The sequence below is a fragment of the Paraburkholderia sp. SECH2 genome (assembly GCF_030464795.1).
In the GTDB taxonomy this organism is placed as follows: domain Bacteria; phylum Pseudomonadota; class Gammaproteobacteria; order Burkholderiales; family Burkholderiaceae; genus Paraburkholderia; species Paraburkholderia aspalathi.
This window is the reverse complement of sequence record NZ_JALPRH010000050.1, coordinates 1-18,192: the sequence shown is the minus strand read 5'-3', so window position 1 is coordinate 18,192 and position 18,192 is coordinate 1. Positions and strand designations below refer to the sequence as shown.

Below are 18,192 nucleotides of genomic sequence, written 5' to 3'. Positions count from 1 at the left end.
ACGTGTCGATCACGGTGAAGCTGATCAACCCGATCGCGATGGAAGAAGGTCTGCGTTTCGCAATCCGCGAAGGTGGCCGTACGGTCGGCGCAGGTGTGGTTGCCAAGATTCTCGAGTAACGCCAGAAAGTTCTCGTTGATCGGTGGTTTCGGGGTTGGCGGTGTCGTCAACCCCAAAATGGTTTAGGGGTATAGCTCAACTGGCAGAGCGTCGGTCTCCAAAACCGAAGGTTGGGGGTTCGATTCCCTCTGCCCCTGCCAACTCTCGCGCCGTATATGGCGCTTCGTTAAGGTGTTATGGCGAATCCTTCCGTCGAAACTGTAAATACATCCGGCGACAAGCTGATGCTCGTCGCGGGCGTATTGTTGGTCTTGGCCGGGTTCGTGGGGTTCTTCTGGCTCAGCGGCCAGGAATGGTACGTCCGCGGAGCCGCCTTGGCTGTTGGCGCTATCGCGGGTGTTGCAGTCGGTCTTCTCTCCGCGCCTGGCAAGGGTTTCATCGCTTTCGCCAAAGACTCGTACAAAGAAGTTCGCAAGGTTGTCTGGCCGACTCGTAAAGAGGCTACCCAGACAACGCTCGTAGTGTTCGGCTTCGTGTTCGTCATGGCGATCTTTCTTTGGATTAGCGATAAATCCATCGAATGGGCGATTTTCTCGGTGATTCTGGGTTGGAAATGATATGAGCGATACTCCGGCATCCCCGAGCGGCAAACGTTGGTACGTGGTGCACGCCTACTCCGGCATGGAGAAGAGCGTGCAACGTGCGCTTCAAGAGCGCATCGAACGTGCTGGCATGCAAGACCAGTTTGGTCAAATCCTCGTTCCGACTGAAGAAGTGGTCGAGGTGAAAGGCGGTCACAAATCAGTGACCGAACGTCGTTTCTTCCCGGGCTATGTCCTTGTGGAAATGGAAATGACAGACGAGACGTGGCACCTCGTGAAGAACACGGCAAAGGTGACGGGTTTCGTAGGCGGTGCGCGTAATCGTCCGAGCCCGATTTCCCCGCGGGAAGTCGAGAAGATCATGTCGCAAATGCAGGAAGGCGTGGAAAAGCCGCGTCCGAAGACCCTGTTCGAAGTAGGCGAGATGGTGCGGGTGAAGGACGGTCCGTTCACGGATTTCAACGGCAGCGTCGAAGAAGTGAACTACGAAAAGTCGCGCGTCCGTGTTTCCGTTACAATCTTCGGCCGCGCAACGCCGGTCGAGCTGGAATTCGGCCAGGTCGAAAAGTTGTAATCCAGAATTCTACGGGCGCACCGATCGGTGCGTTCCGTATTTCGCGCTTACGGTCCGCGTAATGGCCGTTGAGGAGCGTAAGTAGTCGGCTTTCGGCGAACGCGCGCTACTACTCACTGAATGTCCGCTTGTACTAGGGCGGCGTTCCTAAGAGGTTTTCAAAATGGCAAAGAAAATCATCGGCTTTATCAAGCTGCAGATTCCTGCAGGTAAAGCCAACCCGTCGCCGCCGGTCGGTCCGGCACTGGGCCAACGCGGCCTGAACATCATGGAGTTCTGCAAGGCGTTCAACGCGCAGACTCAAGCTATGGAACCGGGTCTGCCGATTCCAGTCGTGATCACCGCGTTCGCGGACAAGAGCTTCACGTTTGTTCTGAAGACGCCGCCGGCTACGGTTCTGATCAAGAAGGCAGCGAAGATCGACAAGGGTTCGGCCAAGCCGCACACCGACAAGGTCGGCAAGATCACCCGCGCTCAAGCTGAAGACATCGCCAAGACCAAGATGCCCGATCTGACGGCAGCTGATCTGGACGCAGCGGTTCGTACGATCGCTGGTAGCGCCCGCTCGATGGGCATCACCGTGGAGGGCGTGTAAATGGCTAAGCTTTCAAAACGTCTGCAAGCATTTGCAGCCAAGGTTGATCGTCAAAAGCTGTACGCGATCGACGAAGCTCTGTCGCTCGTGAAGGAATGCGCAAGCGCGAAGTTCGACGAGTCGATCGACGTTGCAGTGCAACTCGGCATCGACGCGAAGAAGTCGGACCAAGTGGTTCGTGGCTCGGTCGTGCTGCCGGCAGGTACCGGTAAGTCGGTTCGCGTGGCTGTGTTTGCACAAGGCGAAAAGGCTGAGCAAGCTCGCGCAGCCGGCGCAGAAGTCGTCGGTATGGAAGACCTGGCTGAACAAGTCAAGGCCGGCAAGCTGGACTTCGACATCGTGATCGCTTCGCCGGACACGATGCGCGTTGTCGGTACGCTCGGTCAGATTCTCGGCCCACGTGGCCTGATGCCGAACCCGAAGGTTGGCACGGTTACGCCGGACGTCGCGACTGCAGTTAAGAACGCCAAGGCTGGTCAGGTGCAATTCCGTGTCGACAAGGCCGGTATCATCCACGCCACGATTGGCCGTGCTTCGTTCGAGCCGACGGCTCTGCGTAGCAACCTGAACGCTCTCGTCGACGCCCTGCAAAAGGCGAAGCCGGCAACGAGCAAGGGTGTGTACCTGCGGAAGGTTGCACTGTCGAGCACGATGGGCGTTGGCGTTCGCGTCGACCAGGCATCGCTCGCAGCACAGTAATAAATTTCATCGCCTCGATGTGAGTCGAGGCGGTTTTATGGGCTTTGGGCGGTCGCAAGATGGCAGTTTGCATTGAGCGACCGGTTGTCAAAGACCGTTGGCGGGAACGCAGCAGGTAGGCGAACCCTTAATGCAAAGCCAACGCAGATGGCGAACCCGAAAAGGTTTTGTAGTGATGAAACCGTTGGATGTCCGCAGCAATGTGTGCATCGAGCGGTCGAAATACTCCTGACTGGTCGGACGCCGTTATTGAACGCGGTACACAAGGCGCACGCTGCGTGTATCGAATCTGGAGGTTAACCGTGCCACTCAATAAAGAAAGCAAGCAGGCCGTCGTCGCTGAGGTTGCCGCGCAAGTCGCGAAAGCCCAGACCGTGGTTCTGGCTGAGTATCGTGGGATCACGGTTGGCGATCTGACCAAGCTGCGCGCGAAAGCGCGTGAGCAACAGGTTTACCTTCGCGTGTTGAAAAACACGCTGGCGCGTCGCGCTGTTGAAGGTACCCCGTTTGCTTCTTTGGCAGAGCAGATGACCGGTCCCCTGATCTACGGCATCTCGGAAGATGCCATTGCCGCTGCTAAGGTCGTCAACGACTTCGGCAAGAGCAATGACAAGTTGATCATCAAGGCTGGTTCCTACGAAGGCAAGGTGATGGACAAGGCTGGCGTGCAAGCGCTGGCAAACATCCCGAGCCGCGAAGAACTGCTCTCCAAGCTGTTGTACGTTATGCAAGCACCTGTTTCCGGCTTTGCGCGCGCTTTGGCCGCGCTGGCAGAAAAGAAACAAGGCGAAGAAGCTGCTGCGTAACGCACTTCAGTCGAGCGTGATTGATCGCTGGCTGTATCCGAATTCAATTTAGGAGTATTTCAAATGGCAATCGCAAAAGATGACATCCTCGAGGCAGTAAGCTCGATGTCGGTTCTGGAACTGAACGAGCTGGTCAAGGCGTTCGAAGAAAAGTTTGGCGTGTCGGCAGCTGCTGTTGCAGTGGCGGGCCCGGCAGGCGGCGGCGCTGCTGCTGCTGCTGAAGAGCAAACCGAATTCACGGTCAACCTGACGGAAGTCGGCGCGAACAAGGTTTCGGTTATTAAGGCTGTTCGTGAACTGACGGGTCTCGGCCTGAAGGAAGCGAAGGACCTGGTCGACGGTGCACCGAAGCCTGTTAAGGAGTCGGTACCGAAGGCTGCTGCTGAAGAAGCCAAGAAGAAGTTGGAAGAAGCCGGCGCGAAGGCTGAAATCAAGTAAGTTTCGGCGCGTTGTGCGAAGGCTGGCGGTTTTCCACCGCCGGCCTTTTTGTGCTTTGTGGGAACCATGTTTTTGTCAGCTAGTTTCGGCAAGAACAGGGGTCCCAGAAGCCAAAGAAAATCGCCTGTCGGCAATATTGACCGGCGCTTCTCTTTGTCTTCTGAAGCGACTGCAGAAGGCAAGTTTGGTCGGGTAGCGGGCAACATAGGCATCCGCTGCCGTCAGCCAGCGGTTGGTAGCGGCCAACCACCAAGCTTCTAGGCTCGTTCAAGCCATCGGACGGCCATCGGGTCTCAGTCGGTGAACACTCGGGTTGTCACATCAAGGTATCCTGCCTCGACAACAATGCCCGCCGTGATTCGGAGATCGTATGCAATATTCCTTCACCGAGAAGAAGCGCATTCGCAAGAGTTTTGCGAAGCGCCCCATCGTTCACCAAGTACCTTTCCTGCTGGCTACCCAGCTTGAATCATTCAGCACGTTTCTGCAAGCAGACACGTCGTCTACGCAACGCAAGCCGGAAGGCCTGCAGGCTGCGTTTACATCCGTTTTCCCGATCGTTTCGCACAACGGTTTCGCGCGTCTCGAGTTCGTCAGCTACATGCTGTCGCCGCCGGCATTCAACATCAAGGAATGTCAGCAGCGCGGTTTGACGTACTGCTCAGCACTGCGCGCGAAAGTGCGCCTGGTGCTGCTCGACAAGGAATCGCCGAGCAAGCCGGTCGTCAAGGAAGTGAAGGAACAGGAAGTGTACATGGGCGAAATTCCGCTCATGACGCCGACGGGTTCGTTCGTCATCAACGGCACGGAACGTGTGATCGTTTCGCAGCTGCACCGTTCGCCGGGCGTGTTCTTCGAACACGACAAGGGCAAGACGCACAGCTCGGGCAAGCTCCTGTTCTCGGCACGTATCATTCCTTATCGCGGTTCTTGGCTCGACTTCGAATTCGATCCGAAGGACGTGCTGTACTTCCGCGTCGACCGCCGTCGCAAGATGCCGGTCACGATCCTGCTGAAGGCGATTGGCCTGACGCCGGAACAGATCCTCGCAAACTTCTTCGTGTTCGACAATTTCACGCTGATGCCGGAAGGCGCGCAGATGGAATTCGTGCCGGAGCGTCTGCGTGGTGAAGTCGCGCGTTTTGACATCACGGACCGTGATGGCAACGTGATCGTCCAGAAGGACAAGCGGATCAACGCCAAGCACATTCGCGATCTCGACAACGCGAAAACGAAGTTCATCTCGGTGCCGGAAGACTATCTGCTCGGCCGCGTGCTCGCGAAGAACGTCGTTGACGGCGACACGGGTGAAGTCATCGCTAACGCGAACGACGAAATCACCGAAACCGTCCTCGAAAAGCTCCGCGAATCGAAGATCAAAGACATCCAGACGCTCTACACGAACGATCTGGATCAAGGTCCGTACATCTCGTCGACGCTGCGTATCGACGAAACCGCGGACAAGATGGCTGCACGCATTGCGATCTACCGCATGATGCGTCCGGGCGAACCGCCGACCGAAGAAGCGGTTGAGGCGTTGTTCAACCGTCTGTTCTACAGCGAAGACGCATACGACCTGTCCAAGGTGGGTCGTATGAAGTTCAACCGCCGTGTCGGTCGCGACGAAATCGTCGGCCCGATGACGCTGCAAGACGACGACATTCTCGCAACGATCAAGATCCTGGTCGAACTGCGTAACGGCAAGGGCGAAGTGGACGACATCGACCACTTGGGCAATCGTCGTGTGCGTTGCGTCGGCGAACTGGCGGAAAACCAGTTCCGCGCAGGTCTCGTGCGTGTCGAACGTGCTGTGAAGGAACGCCTCGGCCAGGCCGAAAGCGAAAACCTGATGCCGCACGACCTGATCAACTCGAAGCCGATTTCGTCGGCGATTCGCGAGTTCTTCGGTTCGTCGCAGCTGTCGCAGTTTATGGACCAGACCAACCCGCTGTCGGAAATCACCCACAAGCGCCGTGTTTCGGCACTTGGCCCGGGCGGTTTGACGCGTGAGCGCGCTGGCTTTGAAGTCCGCGACGTGCACCCGACCCACTACGGCCGTGTGTGCCCGATTGAAACGCCGGAAGGTCCGAACATCGGCCTGATCAATTCGCTGGCACTGTACGCGCATCTGAACGAATACGGCTTCCTCGAAACGCCGTATCGCAAGGTTGTGGACAGCAAGGTGACCGATCAGATCGATTATCTATCGGCGATCGAAGAAGGCCGTTACGTGATCGCTCAGGCGAACGCGGCGGTTGCTGCTGACGGCTCGCTGACCGACGAACTGGTGTCGTCGCGTGAAGCAGGCGAAACGCTGATGGTTACGCCGGACCGCATCCAGTACATGGACGTGGCGCCGTCGCAGATCGTCTCGGTGGCAGCATCGCTGATTCCGTTCCTCGAGCACGATGACGCGAACCGCGCATTGATGGGTTCGAACATGCAGCGTCAGGCTGTGCCGTGTCTGCGTCCTGAAAAGGCTGTGGTCGGTACGGGTATCGAACGCACGGTGGCAGTCGACTCGGGTACGACGGTTCAGGCATTCCGCGGTGGTGTGGTCGATTACGTCGACGCAGGCCGTATGGTGATCCGCGTGAACGACGATGAAGCTGTTGCTGGCGACGTCGGCGTGGACATCTACAACCTGATCAAGTACACGCGTTCGAACCAGAACACGAACATCAACCAGCGCCCGATCGTGAAGGTCGGCGATATCGTGTCGCGTGGCGACGTGCTGGCTGACGGTGCATCGACCGACCTCGGCGAACTGGCTCTCGGCCAGAACATGCTGGTCGCGTTCATGCCGTGGAACGGCTACAACTTCGAAGATTCGATCTTGATCTCGGAGAAGGTGGTTGCGGACGACCGTTATACGTCGATCCACATCGAAGAACTGAACGTCGTAGCTCGCGATACGAAGCTCGGACCGGAAGAAATCACGCGCGACATCTCGAACCTGGCTGAAGTGCAACTCGGCCGTCTCGATGAGTCGGGCATCGTCTACATCGGCGCTGAAGTCGAAGCAGGCGACGTGCTGGTCGGTAAGGTCACGCCGAAGGGCGAAACCCAGCTGACGCCGGAAGAAAAGCTGCTGCGCGCGATCTTCGGTGAAAAGGCTTCGGACGTGAAGGACACGTCGCTGCGCGTGCCGTCGGGCATGAGCGGTACGGTCATCGACGTTCAAGTGTTCACGCGTGAAGGTATTCAGCGCGACAAGCGTGCGCAACAGATCATCGACGATGAACTGAAGCGTTATCGCCTCGACCTGAACGACCAGCTGCGTATCGTGGAAGGCGATGCATTCCAGCGTCTCGCACGTATGCTGACCGGCAAGGTCGCAAACGGCGGTCCGAAGAAGCTCGCGAAGGGTACGAAGATCGAACAGGCTTACCTGGAAGATCTCGACCACTACCACTGGTTCGACATCCGCCTCGCGGACGAAGAAGCAGCGGCACAGCTCGAAGCTATCAAGGACTCGATCGAACAGAAGCGTCACCAGTTCGATCTGGCGTTCGAAGAAAAGCGCAAGAAGCTCACGCAAGGCGACGAACTGCCGCCGGGCGTGCTGAAGATGGTCAAGGTGTATCTGGCTGTTAAGCGTCGTCTGCAGCCTGGCGACAAGATGGCCGGCCGTCACGGTAACAAGGGTGTGGTGTCGAAGATCGTTCCGATCGAAGACATGCCGTACATGGCCGATGGCCGTCCGGCTGACGTCGTTCTGAACCCGCTCGGCGTGCCGTCGCGGATGAACGTGGGTCAGGTTCTCGAAGTGCATCTGGGTTGGGCCGCGAAGGGTCTCGGCTGGCGTATTGCAGAAATGCTGCAACGTCAGGCGAAGATCGCAGAACTGCGCGAATTCCTGACCAAGATCTACAACGAGTCGGGCCGCGCTGAAGAGCTGGACAGCTTCACGGACGACGAAATCGTCGAACTGGCGAAGAACCTGCGCGAAGGCGTTCCGTTTGCCACGCCGGTGTTCGACGGTGCGACGGAAGAAGAAATGTCGCGCGCGCTGGATCTGGCATTCCCGGACGACATCGCGAAGAACCTCGGCATGACGCCGTCGAAGAACCAGGTGCGTCTGTATGACGGCCGCACGGGTGAGATGTTCGAACGTACGGTGACTGTCGGCTACATGCACTACCTGAAGCTGCACCACTTGGTCGACGACAAGATGCACGCGCGTTCCACGGGCCCGTACTCGCTCGTGACGCAGCAGCCGTTGGGCGGTAAGGCGCAGTTCGGTGGCCAGCGTTTCGGTGAAATGGAAGTGTGGGCGCTCGAAGCGTACGGCGCATCGTACGTGTTGCAAGAAATGCTGACGGTGAAGTCGGATGACGTGGCGGGCCGGACCAAGGTGTATGAGAACCTGGTCAAGGGCGATCACGTGATCGACGCCGGCATGCCGGAATCCTTCAACGTGCTCGTGAAGGAAATCCGCTCGCTCGGTATCGATATCGACCTCGACCGCAACTAATCGGACTACGGAGAGAAAGCAATGAAAGCTCTGCTCGATCTATTCAAGCAAGTCCAACAGCCTGAAGTTTTTGACGCGATCAAGATCGGTCTGGCCTCGCCAGACAAGATCCGTTCGTGGTCGTTCGGTGAAGTCAAGAAGCCGGAAACCATCAACTACCGGACGTTCAAGCCGGAACGCGATGGTTTGTTCTGCGCGAAGATTTTCGGGCCGATCAAAGACTACGAATGCCTTTGCGGCAAGTACAAGCGCCTGAAGCATCGTGGCGTGATCTGTGAAAAGTGCGGCGTCGAAGTGACGCTCGCGAAGGTGCGTCGCGAACGGATGGGCCACATTGAGCTGGCCTCGCCGGTCGCTCACATCTGGTTCCTGAAGTCGCTGCCGTCGCGTCTGGGCATGGTGCTCGACATGACGCTGCGCGACATCGAGCGCGTGCTGTACTTCGAAGCATACGTGGTGATCGATCCGGGCATGACGCCGCTGAAAGCGCGGCAGATCATGACGGAAGAGGATTACTACAACAAGGTCGAAGAGTACGGTGACGAATTCCGTGCCGAAATGGGCGCGGAAGGCGTTCGCGAACTGCTGCGCGCGATCAACATCGACGAACAGGTCGAGATGCTGCGCACCGAACTCAAGAACACGGGTTCGGAAGCGAAGATCAAGAAATACGCGAAGCGCCTGAAGGTGCTCGAGGCTTTCCAGCGTTCGGGCATCAAGCCTGACTGGATGGTGCTCGAAGTGCTGCCGGTGCTGCCGCCGGAACTGCGTCCGCTGGTGCCGCTGGATGGCGGTCGCTTCGCGACGTCGGACCTGAACGACCTGTATCGCCGCGTGATCAACCGTAACAACCGGTTGAAGCGTCTGCTCGAACTGAAGGCGCCTGAAATCATCGTCCGCAACGAAAAGCGGATGCTGCAGGAAGCCGTCGATTCGCTGCTCGACAACGGTCGTCGCGGTAAGGCAATGACTGGCGCGAACAAGCGTCCGCTGAAGTCGCTCGCTGACATGATCAAGGGTAAGGGCGGTCGTTTCCGTCAGAACTTGCTCGGTAAGCGCGTTGACTACTCGGGCCGTTCGGTGATCGTGGTCGGCCCGACGCTCAAGCTGCATCAGTGCGGTCTGCCGAAGCTGATGGCGCTCGAACTGTTCAAGCCGTTCATCTTCAACAAGCTCGAAGTGATGGGTGTTGCTACCACCATCAAGGCTGCGAAGAAGGAAGTCGAGAACCAGACGCCGGTGGTGTGGGACATCCTCGAAGAGGTGATCCGCGAACATCCGGTCATGCTGAACCGTGCGCCGACGCTGCACCGTCTTGGCATTCAGGCTTTCGAGCCGGTGCTGATCGAAGGTAAGGCTATCCAGCTGCACCCGCTCGTTTGCGCGGCGTTCAACGCCGACTTCGACGGTGACCAGATGGCTGTGCACGTGCCGCTGTCGCTCGAAGCGCAGATGGAAGCGCGTACGCTGATGCTGGCGTCGAACAACATCCTGTTCCCGGCCAACGGCGATCCGTCGATCGTGCCGTCGCAGGATATCGTGCTCGGCCTGTACTACGCGACGCGTGAAGCAGTGAACGCCAAGGGCGAAGGCCTGACGTTCACCGGCGTGTCTGAAGCACTGCGTGCTTACGAGAACAAGGAAGTCGAGCTGGCCTCGCGCGTCAATGTGCGGATCACGGAAATGGTCCACAACGAAGACAAGTCGGAAGGCGCACCGGCGTTCGTGCCGAAGATCTCGCTGTACGCGACGACCGTCGGCCGCGCAATCCTGTCGGAAATCCTTCCGCCGGGCCTGCCGTTCTCGGTGCTGAACAAGCCGCTGAAGAAGAAGGAAATTTCGCGCCTCATCAACACCGCATTCCGCAAGTGCGGTCTGCGTGAAACGGTGATTTTCGCCGACCAGTTGATGCAGTCGGGTTTCCGTCTGGCAACGCGCGCCGGTATTTCGATTTGCGTCGACGACATGCTCGTGCCGCCGCAGAAAGAACAGATCGTCGGCGACGCCGCGAAGAAGGTGAAGGAATACGACCGTCAGTACATGTCGGGTCTCGTCACGTCGCAAGAACGCTACAACAACGTGGTCGACATCTGGTCGGCAACGTCGGAAGCGGTCGGCAAGGCGATGATGGAGCAGCTGTCGACGGAACCGGTGGTCGATCGCGACGGCAACGAAACGCGTCAGGAATCGTTCAACTCCATCTACATGATGGCTGACTCGGGTGCTCGTGGTTCCGCGGTTCAGATTCGTCAGCTGGCCGGTATGCGTGGCCTGATGGCGAAGCCGGACGGCTCGATCATCGAGACGCCGATTACGGCGAACTTCCGTGAAGGCCTGAACGTGTTGCAGTACTTCATCTCGACCCACGGTGCACGTAAGGGTCTGGCTGATACGGCACTGAAGACGGCAAACTCGGGTTACCTGACGCGTCGTCTGGTCGACGTGACGCAGGATCTGGTGGTGGTCGAGGACGATTGCGGTACGTCCAACGGCGTCGCGATGAAGGCGTTGGTCGAAGGCGGTGAAGTTGTCGAAGCGCTGCGTGACCGTATCCTCGGTCGCGTGACGGTGGCTGACGTCGTCAATCCGGAAACGCAGGAAACGCTGTACGAAACGGGCACGTTGCTCGACGAAGACGCGGTCGAAGAAATCGAGCGCCTCGGCATCGACGAAGTGCGCGTGCGTACGCCGCTGACTTGCGAAACGCGTTACGGTCTGTGCGCAGCCTGCTATGGCCGCGACCTGGGCCGTGGCTCGTCGGTCAACGTCGGTGAAGCAGTTGGCGTGATCGCTGCTCAGTCGATCGGTGAACCGGGCACGCAGCTCACGATGCGTACGTTCCACATCGGTGGTGCGGCATCGCGTGCAGCAGTGGCTTCGTCGGTTGAAGCCAAGTCGAACGGTACGGTTCGTTTCACGGCGACGATGCGTTACGTCACCAACGCGAAGGGCGAGCAGATCGTCATCTCGCGTTCGGGCGAAGCGATGATCACCGACGACCACGGCCGCGAGCGTGAACGTCACAAGGTGCCGTACGGCGCGACGCTGTTGCAACTGGACGGCGCGCAGATCAAGGCCGGCACGCAACTGGCGACGTGGGATCCGATGACGCGTCCGATCATCACCGAGTACGGTGGTACGGTGAAGTTCGAAAACGTCGAAGAAGGCGTGACGGTTGCCAAGCAGATCGACGATGTGACGGGTCTCTCGACGCTGGTCGTGATCGACGTGAAGCGCCGCGGTTCGCAAGCGTCGAAGACGGTGCGCCCGCAGGTCAAGCTGCTCGACGCGAACGGCGAAGAAGTAAAGATCCCGAACACCGAGCACTCGGTGCAGATCGGCTTCCAGGTCGGCGCTCTGATCACCGTGAAGGACGGTCAGCAAGTGCAGGTCGGTGAAGTGCTGGCACGTATCCCGGTTGAATCGCAAAAGACTCGCGACATTACCGGTGGTCTGCCGCGTGTGGCCGAACTGTTCGAAGCGCGCTCGCCGAAGGACGCCGGTATTCTGGCGGAAGTCACGGGCACGACGTCGTTCGGTAAGGACACGAAGGGCAAGCAGCGTCTCGTTATCACGGACCTCGAAGGCAATCAGCACGAGTTCCTGATCGCGAAGGAAAAGCAGGTTCTGGTGCACGATGGTCAGGTCGTCAACAAGGGCGAAATGATTGTCGACGGTCCGGCTGATCCGCACGACATTCTGCGTTTGCAGGGCGTCGAAGCGCTGGCGCGCTATATCGTTGACGAAGTGCAGGACGTGTATCGTCTGCAGGGCGTGAAGATCAATGACAAGCACATTGAAGTGATCGTCCGTCAGATGTTGCGCCGCGTGCAGATCGTCGATAACGGTGACACGCGCTTCATCATGGGCGAACAGGTCGAGCGCTCGGATATGCTCGACGAAAACGACCGGATGGCTGCGGAAGGCAAGATCCCGGCAACCTACGACAACGTGCTGCTCGGTATTACGAAGGCATCGCTGTCGACCGATTCGTTCATCTCCGCGGCGTCGTTCCAGGAAACGACTCGCGTGCTGACCGAAGCGGCGATCATGGGCAAGCGCGACGATCTGCGCGGGCTGAAGGAAAACGTGATCGTTGGTCGTCTGATTCCGGCTGGTACTGGTCTCGCGTTCCACAAGGCACGCAAGAGCAAGGAACTGTCCGACCGCGAGCGTTTCGATCAGATCGCAGCGGAAGAGTCGTTCGAATTCGGTACGCCGGAAACGCCGGCCGCCGAACAGCAGCACTCAGGCGAGTAAGTCCGGGCGGCGCAAGCCGCTTGGGCTCACCAGCCAGCGAAGCCGCTCAGTTTCGACTGAGCGGTTTTTTTTTGTCCCACGCACTGCGGGTGCCTCATTTTTGTGCGTTTTTTGCGGATTCGTCGGCCGAACGGCTAACGTTGTCGCAAAGCGCGGGCGCAGCACGAATGCGTTGGTAAAATTCGTGTCACCGGCATCACGCTGCTTCTCTCCAATTCATGTCCCGTCCGCTCGAAATCCTCAACGAAGTTTTTGGCTACCCCGCATTCCGAGGACAGCAGGGCGAAATTGTCGAACACGTCGCCGGCGGCGGCGATTGTCTCGTGCTGATGCCAACGGGTGGCGGCAAATCGTTGTGCTATCAGATCCCGTCGTTGGTGCGGCGCGAGGCGGGCTGCGGAGCGGGGATTGTCGTGTCCCCGCTGATCGCACTGATGCAAGACCAGGTCGCTGCGCTGAAGGAAGTGGGCGTTAGGGCCGCGTATCTGAATTCGACGCTGTCGAGCGCCGAAGCGATGGCCACTGAGCGCGCGCTGCGCGAAGGCGAAATCGATCTGCTATACGTGGCGCCGGAACGATTGATGACGCCCCGCTTCCAGGAGTTGCTCGAGCGCACGCGCATCGGGTTGTTCGCCATCGACGAAGCGCACTGCGTGTCGCAATGGGGCCACGATTTCCGTCCTGAATATATTCAGCTGTCGGTGCTGCACGAGCGCTTTCCGAACGTGCCGCGCATCGCGCTCACCGCGACCGCCGACGCAATCACGCGCGACGAAATCATCCACCGTCTCGCACTGGATGACGCGCGCATCTTCGTCTCCAGTTTCGATCGCCCGAACATCCGCTATCGCATCGTCGAAAAGGACAATGCGCGCACGCAATTGCTCGACTTTATTCGCGCTGAACACTCGAAACCGGACGGTACGACCGACGCCGGCGTTGTCTATTGCCTGTCGCGTCGCAAGGTCGAAGAAACGGCTGAGTGGCTGAAAGAGAAGGGGATGCGCGCGTTGCCGTACCACGCCGGCATGGAGTTCGAAATCCGCCAGAAGCATCAGGAGATGTTCCAGCGCGAGGAGGGTATCGTGATGTGCGCGACGATCGCGTTCGGCATGGGCATCGACAAGCCGGACGTGCGCTTCGTGGCTCACCTTGATTTACCGAAGAGTGTCGAAGGTTACTACCAGGAAACCGGGCGCGCTGGTCGCGACGGCATGCCGGCAAACGCCTGGATGGCGTACGGTTTGGGTGACGTTGTGCAGCAGCGCAAGATGATTGACGAGTCCGATGCCGACGACGCGCATAAACGCGTGCAGACCGGCAAGCTCGACGCGTTGCTCGGACTGTGCGAAGCGGCGACCTGCCGCCGCGTGCGGCTGCTCGCGTATTTCGGCGAGTCGAGCAAGCCCTGCGGCAACTGCGATAACTGTATCGAACCGCCCGACACGTGGGACGCGACGCGCGAAGCGCAGATGGCGCTGTCATGTGTGTTCCGCGCGCAGCGGGCGAGTGGTTTTCACTTTGGTGCTGGGCACCTGATCGATATTCTGCGTGGCAACCGCAGCGAGAAGATCCTGCAGCGCGGCCACGAGAAGCTCACCACCTTCGGGATTGGGGCGGCGCTCGGCGAGCCGGAGTGGCGCGCCATTTTTCGCCAGCTCGTCGCATTTGGCTACCTCGCCGTCGACCACGAAGGCTTCGGCTCGCTGGTGCTGACCGAAGCCGCCAAAGCAGTGCTGAAGAGCGAGCAGAACGTAACAATGCGCCGCTACGTGAAGCCGACGCGTACCCGCCAGTCTTCCAGCCGCACCACTGAGCGCGCCGACCCGACGATCGGCATGGGTCCGCGCGAGCGCGCCCGCTGGGAGCGCCTGCGCGCCTGGCGCACGGAGACTGCGAAAAGCGACGGCGTGCCGGCCTACGTCATCTTCCACGACGCCACGTTGGCCGAAATTGCCCGCAACGGCCCTGATTCCATTGAGGATTTGCGCGGCATTCCAGGCATGGGCGCCCGCAAGCTGGACCGTTTCGGCGACGAGTTGCTGGAAGTCGTCGGCGCCGACTGAGCGCCGGCGAGCGCAGTTTCAGGTCGGCAGGCGTGCGAAACATCGCAACCTGTTGACTCCCTTAGCATTTTCGGAATATTATGCTAGGTTCCGGTTCTTGGAATGCCTGTGTGCGAAGTCAATTCGTGCGCTGATCCCTCGGTCCGGAAGTTCGATGCGCAATCGTTTCTGCTTTGCCCGGAAACAGATGCGTCGATTTTGTTCAATTTCAGGAATAAACAATGCCAACCATCAATCAACTGGTTCGCAAAGGCCGCGCGTCGGAAACGACGAAGAGCAAGAGCCCGGCTTTGCAGGACTGCCCCCAGCGTCGCGGCGTGTGCACCCGTGTGTACACCACGACGCCGAAGAAGCCTAACTCGGCACTCCGTAAGGTTGCCAAGGTTCGTCTGACGAACGGCTTCGAAGTTATTTCGTACATCGGTGGTGAAGGCCACAACCTGCAGGAACACTCGGTCGTGCTGATTCGCGGCGGCCGTGTTAAGGACTTGCCGGGTGTGCGTTACCACATGGTTCGTGGCTCGCTGGATACCCAGGGCGTCAAGGATCGTAAGCAGGCTCGCTCGAAGTACGGTGCGAAGCGTGCCAAGGCTGGCAAGTAATTAGCCGGTCAGTGTAGTTTCAGGTCGCCTTTAAAGGCGGTAATAGCGGTGGTGCCGGAATTGCCGGTGCTGTCGAGTAAGTGGTCACCCGACCAGGCTGGTAAGTCGTTAGAGATGAATCGGGTTAGTTGGTGGCCGCGGGGCTAAAAAATAGCTCCAACTGAAAAGTTAAAGGAAGAAACATGCCGCGTCGTCGCGAAGTCCCCAAGCGGGAAGTGTTGCCGGATCCGAAGTTCGGTAACGTAGATGTAGCTAAGTTCATGAACGTGCTGATGCTCTCCGGCAAGAAGTCGGTTGCTGAGCGCATCGTGTACGGCGCTTTCGAACAGATCCAGACCAAGGGTGGCAAGGACCCGCTGGAAGTGTTCACGGTAGCGCTCAACAACGTCAAGCCGGTGGTCGAAGTTAAGAGCCGCCGCGTTGGTGGTGCGAACTATCAGGTTCCGGTCGAAGTGCGTCCGTCGCGTCGTATGGCATTGGCGATGCGTTGGTTGCGTGAAGCCGCGAAGAAGCGCAGCGAGAAGTCGATGGCCCTGCGTCTGGCAGGTGAACTCTCCGAAGCGGCTGAAGGCCGTGGCGGCGCGATGAAGAAGCGCGACGAAGTTCACCGGATGGCAGAAGCCAACAAGGCGTTCTCGCACTTCCGTTTCTAAGCTTCCCGAACCCGGGTTTAGCAGAAAAAACGGAAAGAAATTCCGGGCGGGTGCGCTTACAAAGCGCCTCGCCCGTTTGTGTTACAGCGCGATGGGTATTTTCTCGCATCGCGTCATCCCAATAGAGGATCAAAGTGGCTCGCAAGACACCTATCGAGCGCTACCGTAACATCGGTATTAGCGCTCACATCGACGCCGGCAAAACGACGACGACCGAGCGCATCCTGTTCTACACCGGCGTGAACCACAAGATTGGTGAAGTTCACGACGGCGCTGCCACCATGGACTGGATGGAGCAGGAGCAGGAACGCGGCATCACGATCACGTCCGCTGCTACCACGGCATTCTGGAAAGGCATGGCCGGCGATCGCGCCGAGCACCGCATCAACATCATCGACACCCCGGGCCACGTTGACTTCACGATTGAAGTTGAGCGCTCGATGCGCGTGCTCGACGGTGCATGCATGGTGTACTGCGCAGTGGGCGGCGTGCAGCCGCAGTCGGAAACCGTGTGGCGTCAGGCGAACAAGTACAAGGTTCCCCGTCTCGCGTTCATCAACAAGATGGACCGTACCGGCGCGAACTTCTTCAAGGTTTACGACCAGCTCAAGCTGCGTCTGAAGGCAAACCCGGTTCCGGTCGTGGTGCCTATCGGCGCGGAAGAAAACTTCACGGGCGTCGTCGATCTGCTGAAGATGAAAGCGATCATTTGGGACGACGCGTCGCAAGGCACGAAGTTCTCGTACGAAGAGATCCCGGCGGAACTGGTTGATTCGTGCAACGAATGGCGCGAGAAGATGGTCGAAGCGGCTGCTGAGTCGAGCGAAGACCTGATGAACAAGTACCTCGAAGAAGGCGAGCTGACGGAAGCGGAGATCATCAAGGGTCTGCGCGACCGTACGATCGCTTGCGAAATCCAGCCGATGCTGTGCGGTACCGCGTTCAAGAACAAGGGCGTGCAACGTATGCTGGACGCCGTGCTCGACTTCCTGCCGTCGCCGATCGACATCCCGCCGGTTACCGGCGAGCTGGAAAACGGTGAGCAAGGTGAGCGCCGCGCTGCTGACGACGAAAAGTTCTCGGCACTGGCATTCAAGATCATGACTGACCCGTTCGTTGGCCAGCTGATCTTTTTCCGTGTGTACTCGGGCATTGTGAATTCGGGTGACACGGTGCTGAACGCGACCAAAGACAAGAAAGAACGTCTGGGTCGTATTCTGCAAATGCACGCGAATCAGCGCGAAGAAATCAAGGAAGTGCGCGCAGGCGACATCGCTGCAGCAGTCGGCCTGAAGGACGCAACGACCGGCGACACGCTGTGCGATCCGCAAAGCCCGATCGTGCTCGAGCGCATGATTTTCCCGGAACCGGTGATTTCGCAGGCTGTTGAGCCGAAGACGAAGCCGGACCAGGAAAAGATGGGTCTGGCACTGAACCGTCTGGCTCAAGAAGATCCGTCGTTCCGCGTTCAAACGGACGAAGAATCGGGTCAAACCATTATTTCGGGCATGGGCGAGCTCCACCTGGAAATTCTGGTTGACCGGATGAAGCGTGAATTCGGCGTCGAAGCAACCGTCGGCAAGCCGCAAGTGGCGTATCGTGAAACGATCCGCGGCAAGGCGGTGGACGTTGACGGCAAGTTCGTCAAGCAGTCGGGTGGTCGCGGCCAGTACGGTCACGCGGTCATCACGCTCGAGCCGAATGAGCAGGGCAAGGGCTACGAGTTCCTGGACGAAATCAAGGGCGGTGTGATTCCGCGTGAATACATCCCGGCAGTCGACAAGGGTATCCAGGAAACGCTGAAGGCTGGCGTGCTGGCAGGCTTCCCGGTCGTTGACGTGAAGGTTCACCTGACGTTCGGTTCGTACCACGATGTTGACTCGAACGAAAACGCGTTCCGCATGGCTGGTTCGATGGCGTTCAAGGAAGCAATGCGCAAGGCTCAGCCGGTCATCCTCGAACCGATGATGGCCGTCGAAGTCGAAACGCCGGAAGATTACATGGGCAACGTGATGGGCGATCTGTCGGGCCGTCGCGGTATTGTTCAGGGCATGGAAGACATGATTGGCGGCGGCAAGATCGTTCGCGCCGAAGTCCCGCTGTCGGAAATGTTCGGCTACTCGACCTCGCTGCGTTCGCTGAGCCAAGGTCGTGCAACGTACACGATGGAGTTCAAGCACTACTCCGAAGCACCGCGTAACGTGTCGGAAGCGATCATCAACGCCAAGTCGAAGTAATCGCGCGGCAAGTCATTCAACGATTAACTTTTTGAAAGAAGAGAAACATGGCTAAAGGTAAATTCGAACGGACCAAGCCGCACGTGAACGTCGGCACGATCGGTCACGTTGACCACGGCAAGA

12 protein-coding genes, 1 tRNA gene and 2 pseudogenes are annotated in these 18,192 nt (G+C 58.7%); all 15 read left to right on the top strand.

What is annotated here, in order from left to right; translation table 11 throughout:
* A pseudogene (locus tag M0D66_RS37285) lies at positions 1–119 on the top strand (elongation factor Tu); the annotation flags it as partial.
* 65 nt (positions 120–184) lie between these two features.
* Positions 185–260 (top strand) — tRNA-Trp (locus tag M0D66_RS37280).
* 36 nt (positions 261–296) lie between these two features.
* On the top strand, positions 297–677 hold the full coding sequence (gene secE / locus M0D66_RS37275; RefSeq protein ID WP_046567533.1) for a preprotein translocase subunit SecE: 381 nt from the start codon (positions 297–299) through the stop codon (positions 675–677).
* A 1-nt stretch (position 678) separates the two neighbouring features.
* Positions 679–1,236: a transcription termination/antitermination protein NusG gene (nusG, locus tag M0D66_RS37270; RefSeq protein WP_007180147.1), complete on the top strand. Its 558-nt coding sequence runs from the start codon at positions 679–681 to the stop codon at positions 1,234–1,236.
* A gap of 163 nt (positions 1,237–1,399) precedes the next feature.
* Positions 1,400–1,831: a 50S ribosomal protein L11 gene (gene rplK, locus M0D66_RS37265; RefSeq protein ID WP_025496715.1), complete on the top strand. Its 432-nt coding sequence runs from the start codon at positions 1,400–1,402 to the stop codon at positions 1,829–1,831.
* Positions 1,832–2,530: a 50S ribosomal protein L1 gene (gene rplA, locus M0D66_RS37260; RefSeq protein WP_011490061.1), complete on the top strand. Its 699-nt coding sequence runs from the start codon at positions 1,832–1,834 to the stop codon at positions 2,528–2,530.
* Between the two features lie 302 nt (positions 2,531–2,832).
* On the top strand, positions 2,833–3,336 hold the full coding sequence (gene rplJ, locus M0D66_RS37255) for a 50S ribosomal protein L10 (RefSeq protein WP_054043370.1): 504 nt from the start codon (positions 2,833–2,835) through the stop codon (positions 3,334–3,336).
* Between the two features lie 63 nt (positions 3,337–3,399).
* A complete protein-coding gene (rplL, locus tag M0D66_RS37250; RefSeq protein WP_054043372.1) occupies positions 3,400–3,774 on the top strand; it encodes a 50S ribosomal protein L7/L12 in 375 nt (124 codons plus the stop codon).
* A 370-nt stretch (positions 3,775–4,144) separates the two neighbouring features.
* Complete coding sequence (gene rpoB / locus M0D66_RS37245) at positions 4,145–8,251, top strand: DNA-directed RNA polymerase subunit beta (RefSeq protein WP_054043374.1); 4,107 nt, start codon at positions 4,145–4,147, stop codon at positions 8,249–8,251.
* A gap of 21 nt (positions 8,252–8,272) precedes the next feature.
* Complete coding sequence (gene rpoC, locus M0D66_RS37240; RefSeq protein ID WP_093647725.1) at positions 8,273–12,511, top strand: DNA-directed RNA polymerase subunit beta'; 4,239 nt, start codon at positions 8,273–8,275, stop codon at positions 12,509–12,511.
* Between the two features lie 218 nt (positions 12,512–12,729).
* The gene (gene recQ / locus M0D66_RS37235; RefSeq protein ID WP_200650933.1) at positions 12,730–14,577 is read left to right on the top strand and encodes a DNA helicase RecQ; all 1,848 of its coding nucleotides are present in this window, start codon (positions 12,730–12,732) and stop codon (positions 14,575–14,577) included.
* A gap of 221 nt (positions 14,578–14,798) precedes the next feature.
* Positions 14,799–15,179, top strand: coding sequence for a 30S ribosomal protein S12 (gene rpsL, locus M0D66_RS37230; RefSeq protein WP_006998493.1), 381 nt, complete (start codon positions 14,799–14,801; stop codon positions 15,177–15,179).
* 182 nt (positions 15,180–15,361) lie between these two features.
* On the top strand, positions 15,362–15,832 hold the full coding sequence (rpsG, locus tag M0D66_RS37225) for a 30S ribosomal protein S7 (RefSeq protein WP_006053291.1): 471 nt from the start codon (positions 15,362–15,364) through the stop codon (positions 15,830–15,832).
* A 134-nt stretch (positions 15,833–15,966) separates the two neighbouring features.
* A complete protein-coding gene (gene fusA, locus M0D66_RS37220; protein ID WP_093647721.1) occupies positions 15,967–18,069 on the top strand; it encodes an elongation factor G in 2,103 nt (700 codons plus the stop codon).
* Positions 18,070–18,116: 47 nt separating this feature from the next.
* Positions 18,117–18,192 (top strand): annotated as a pseudogene (locus M0D66_RS37215) (elongation factor Tu); the annotation flags it as partial.

Bases quoted from the DNA above. Each gene is read 5' to 3' on its own strand.
- recQ (WP_200650933.1), top strand. From the start codon at position 12,730: ATGTCCCGTCCGCTCGAAATCCTCAACGAAGTTTTTGGCTACCCCGCA.
- rpsG (WP_006053291.1), top strand. From the start codon at position 15,362: ATGCCGCGTCGTCGCGAAGTCCCCAAGCGGGAAGTGTTGCCGGATCCG.
- secE (WP_046567533.1), top strand. From the start codon at position 297: ATGGCGAATCCTTCCGTCGAAACTGTAAATACATCCGGCGACAAGCTG.
- rplA (WP_011490061.1), top strand. From the start codon at position 1,832: ATGGCTAAGCTTTCAAAACGTCTGCAAGCATTTGCAGCCAAGGTTGAT.
- rplL (WP_054043372.1), top strand. From the start codon at position 3,400: ATGGCAATCGCAAAAGATGACATCCTCGAGGCAGTAAGCTCGATGTCG.
- rpsL (WP_006998493.1), top strand. From the start codon at position 14,799: ATGCCAACCATCAATCAACTGGTTCGCAAAGGCCGCGCGTCGGAAACG.
- rpoC (WP_093647725.1), top strand. From the start codon at position 8,273: ATGAAAGCTCTGCTCGATCTATTCAAGCAAGTCCAACAGCCTGAAGTT.
- rplK (WP_025496715.1), top strand. From the start codon at position 1,400: ATGGCAAAGAAAATCATCGGCTTTATCAAGCTGCAGATTCCTGCAGGT.
- nusG (WP_007180147.1), top strand. From the start codon at position 679: ATGAGCGATACTCCGGCATCCCCGAGCGGCAAACGTTGGTACGTGGTG.
- rpoB (WP_054043374.1), top strand. From the start codon at position 4,145: ATGCAATATTCCTTCACCGAGAAGAAGCGCATTCGCAAGAGTTTTGCG.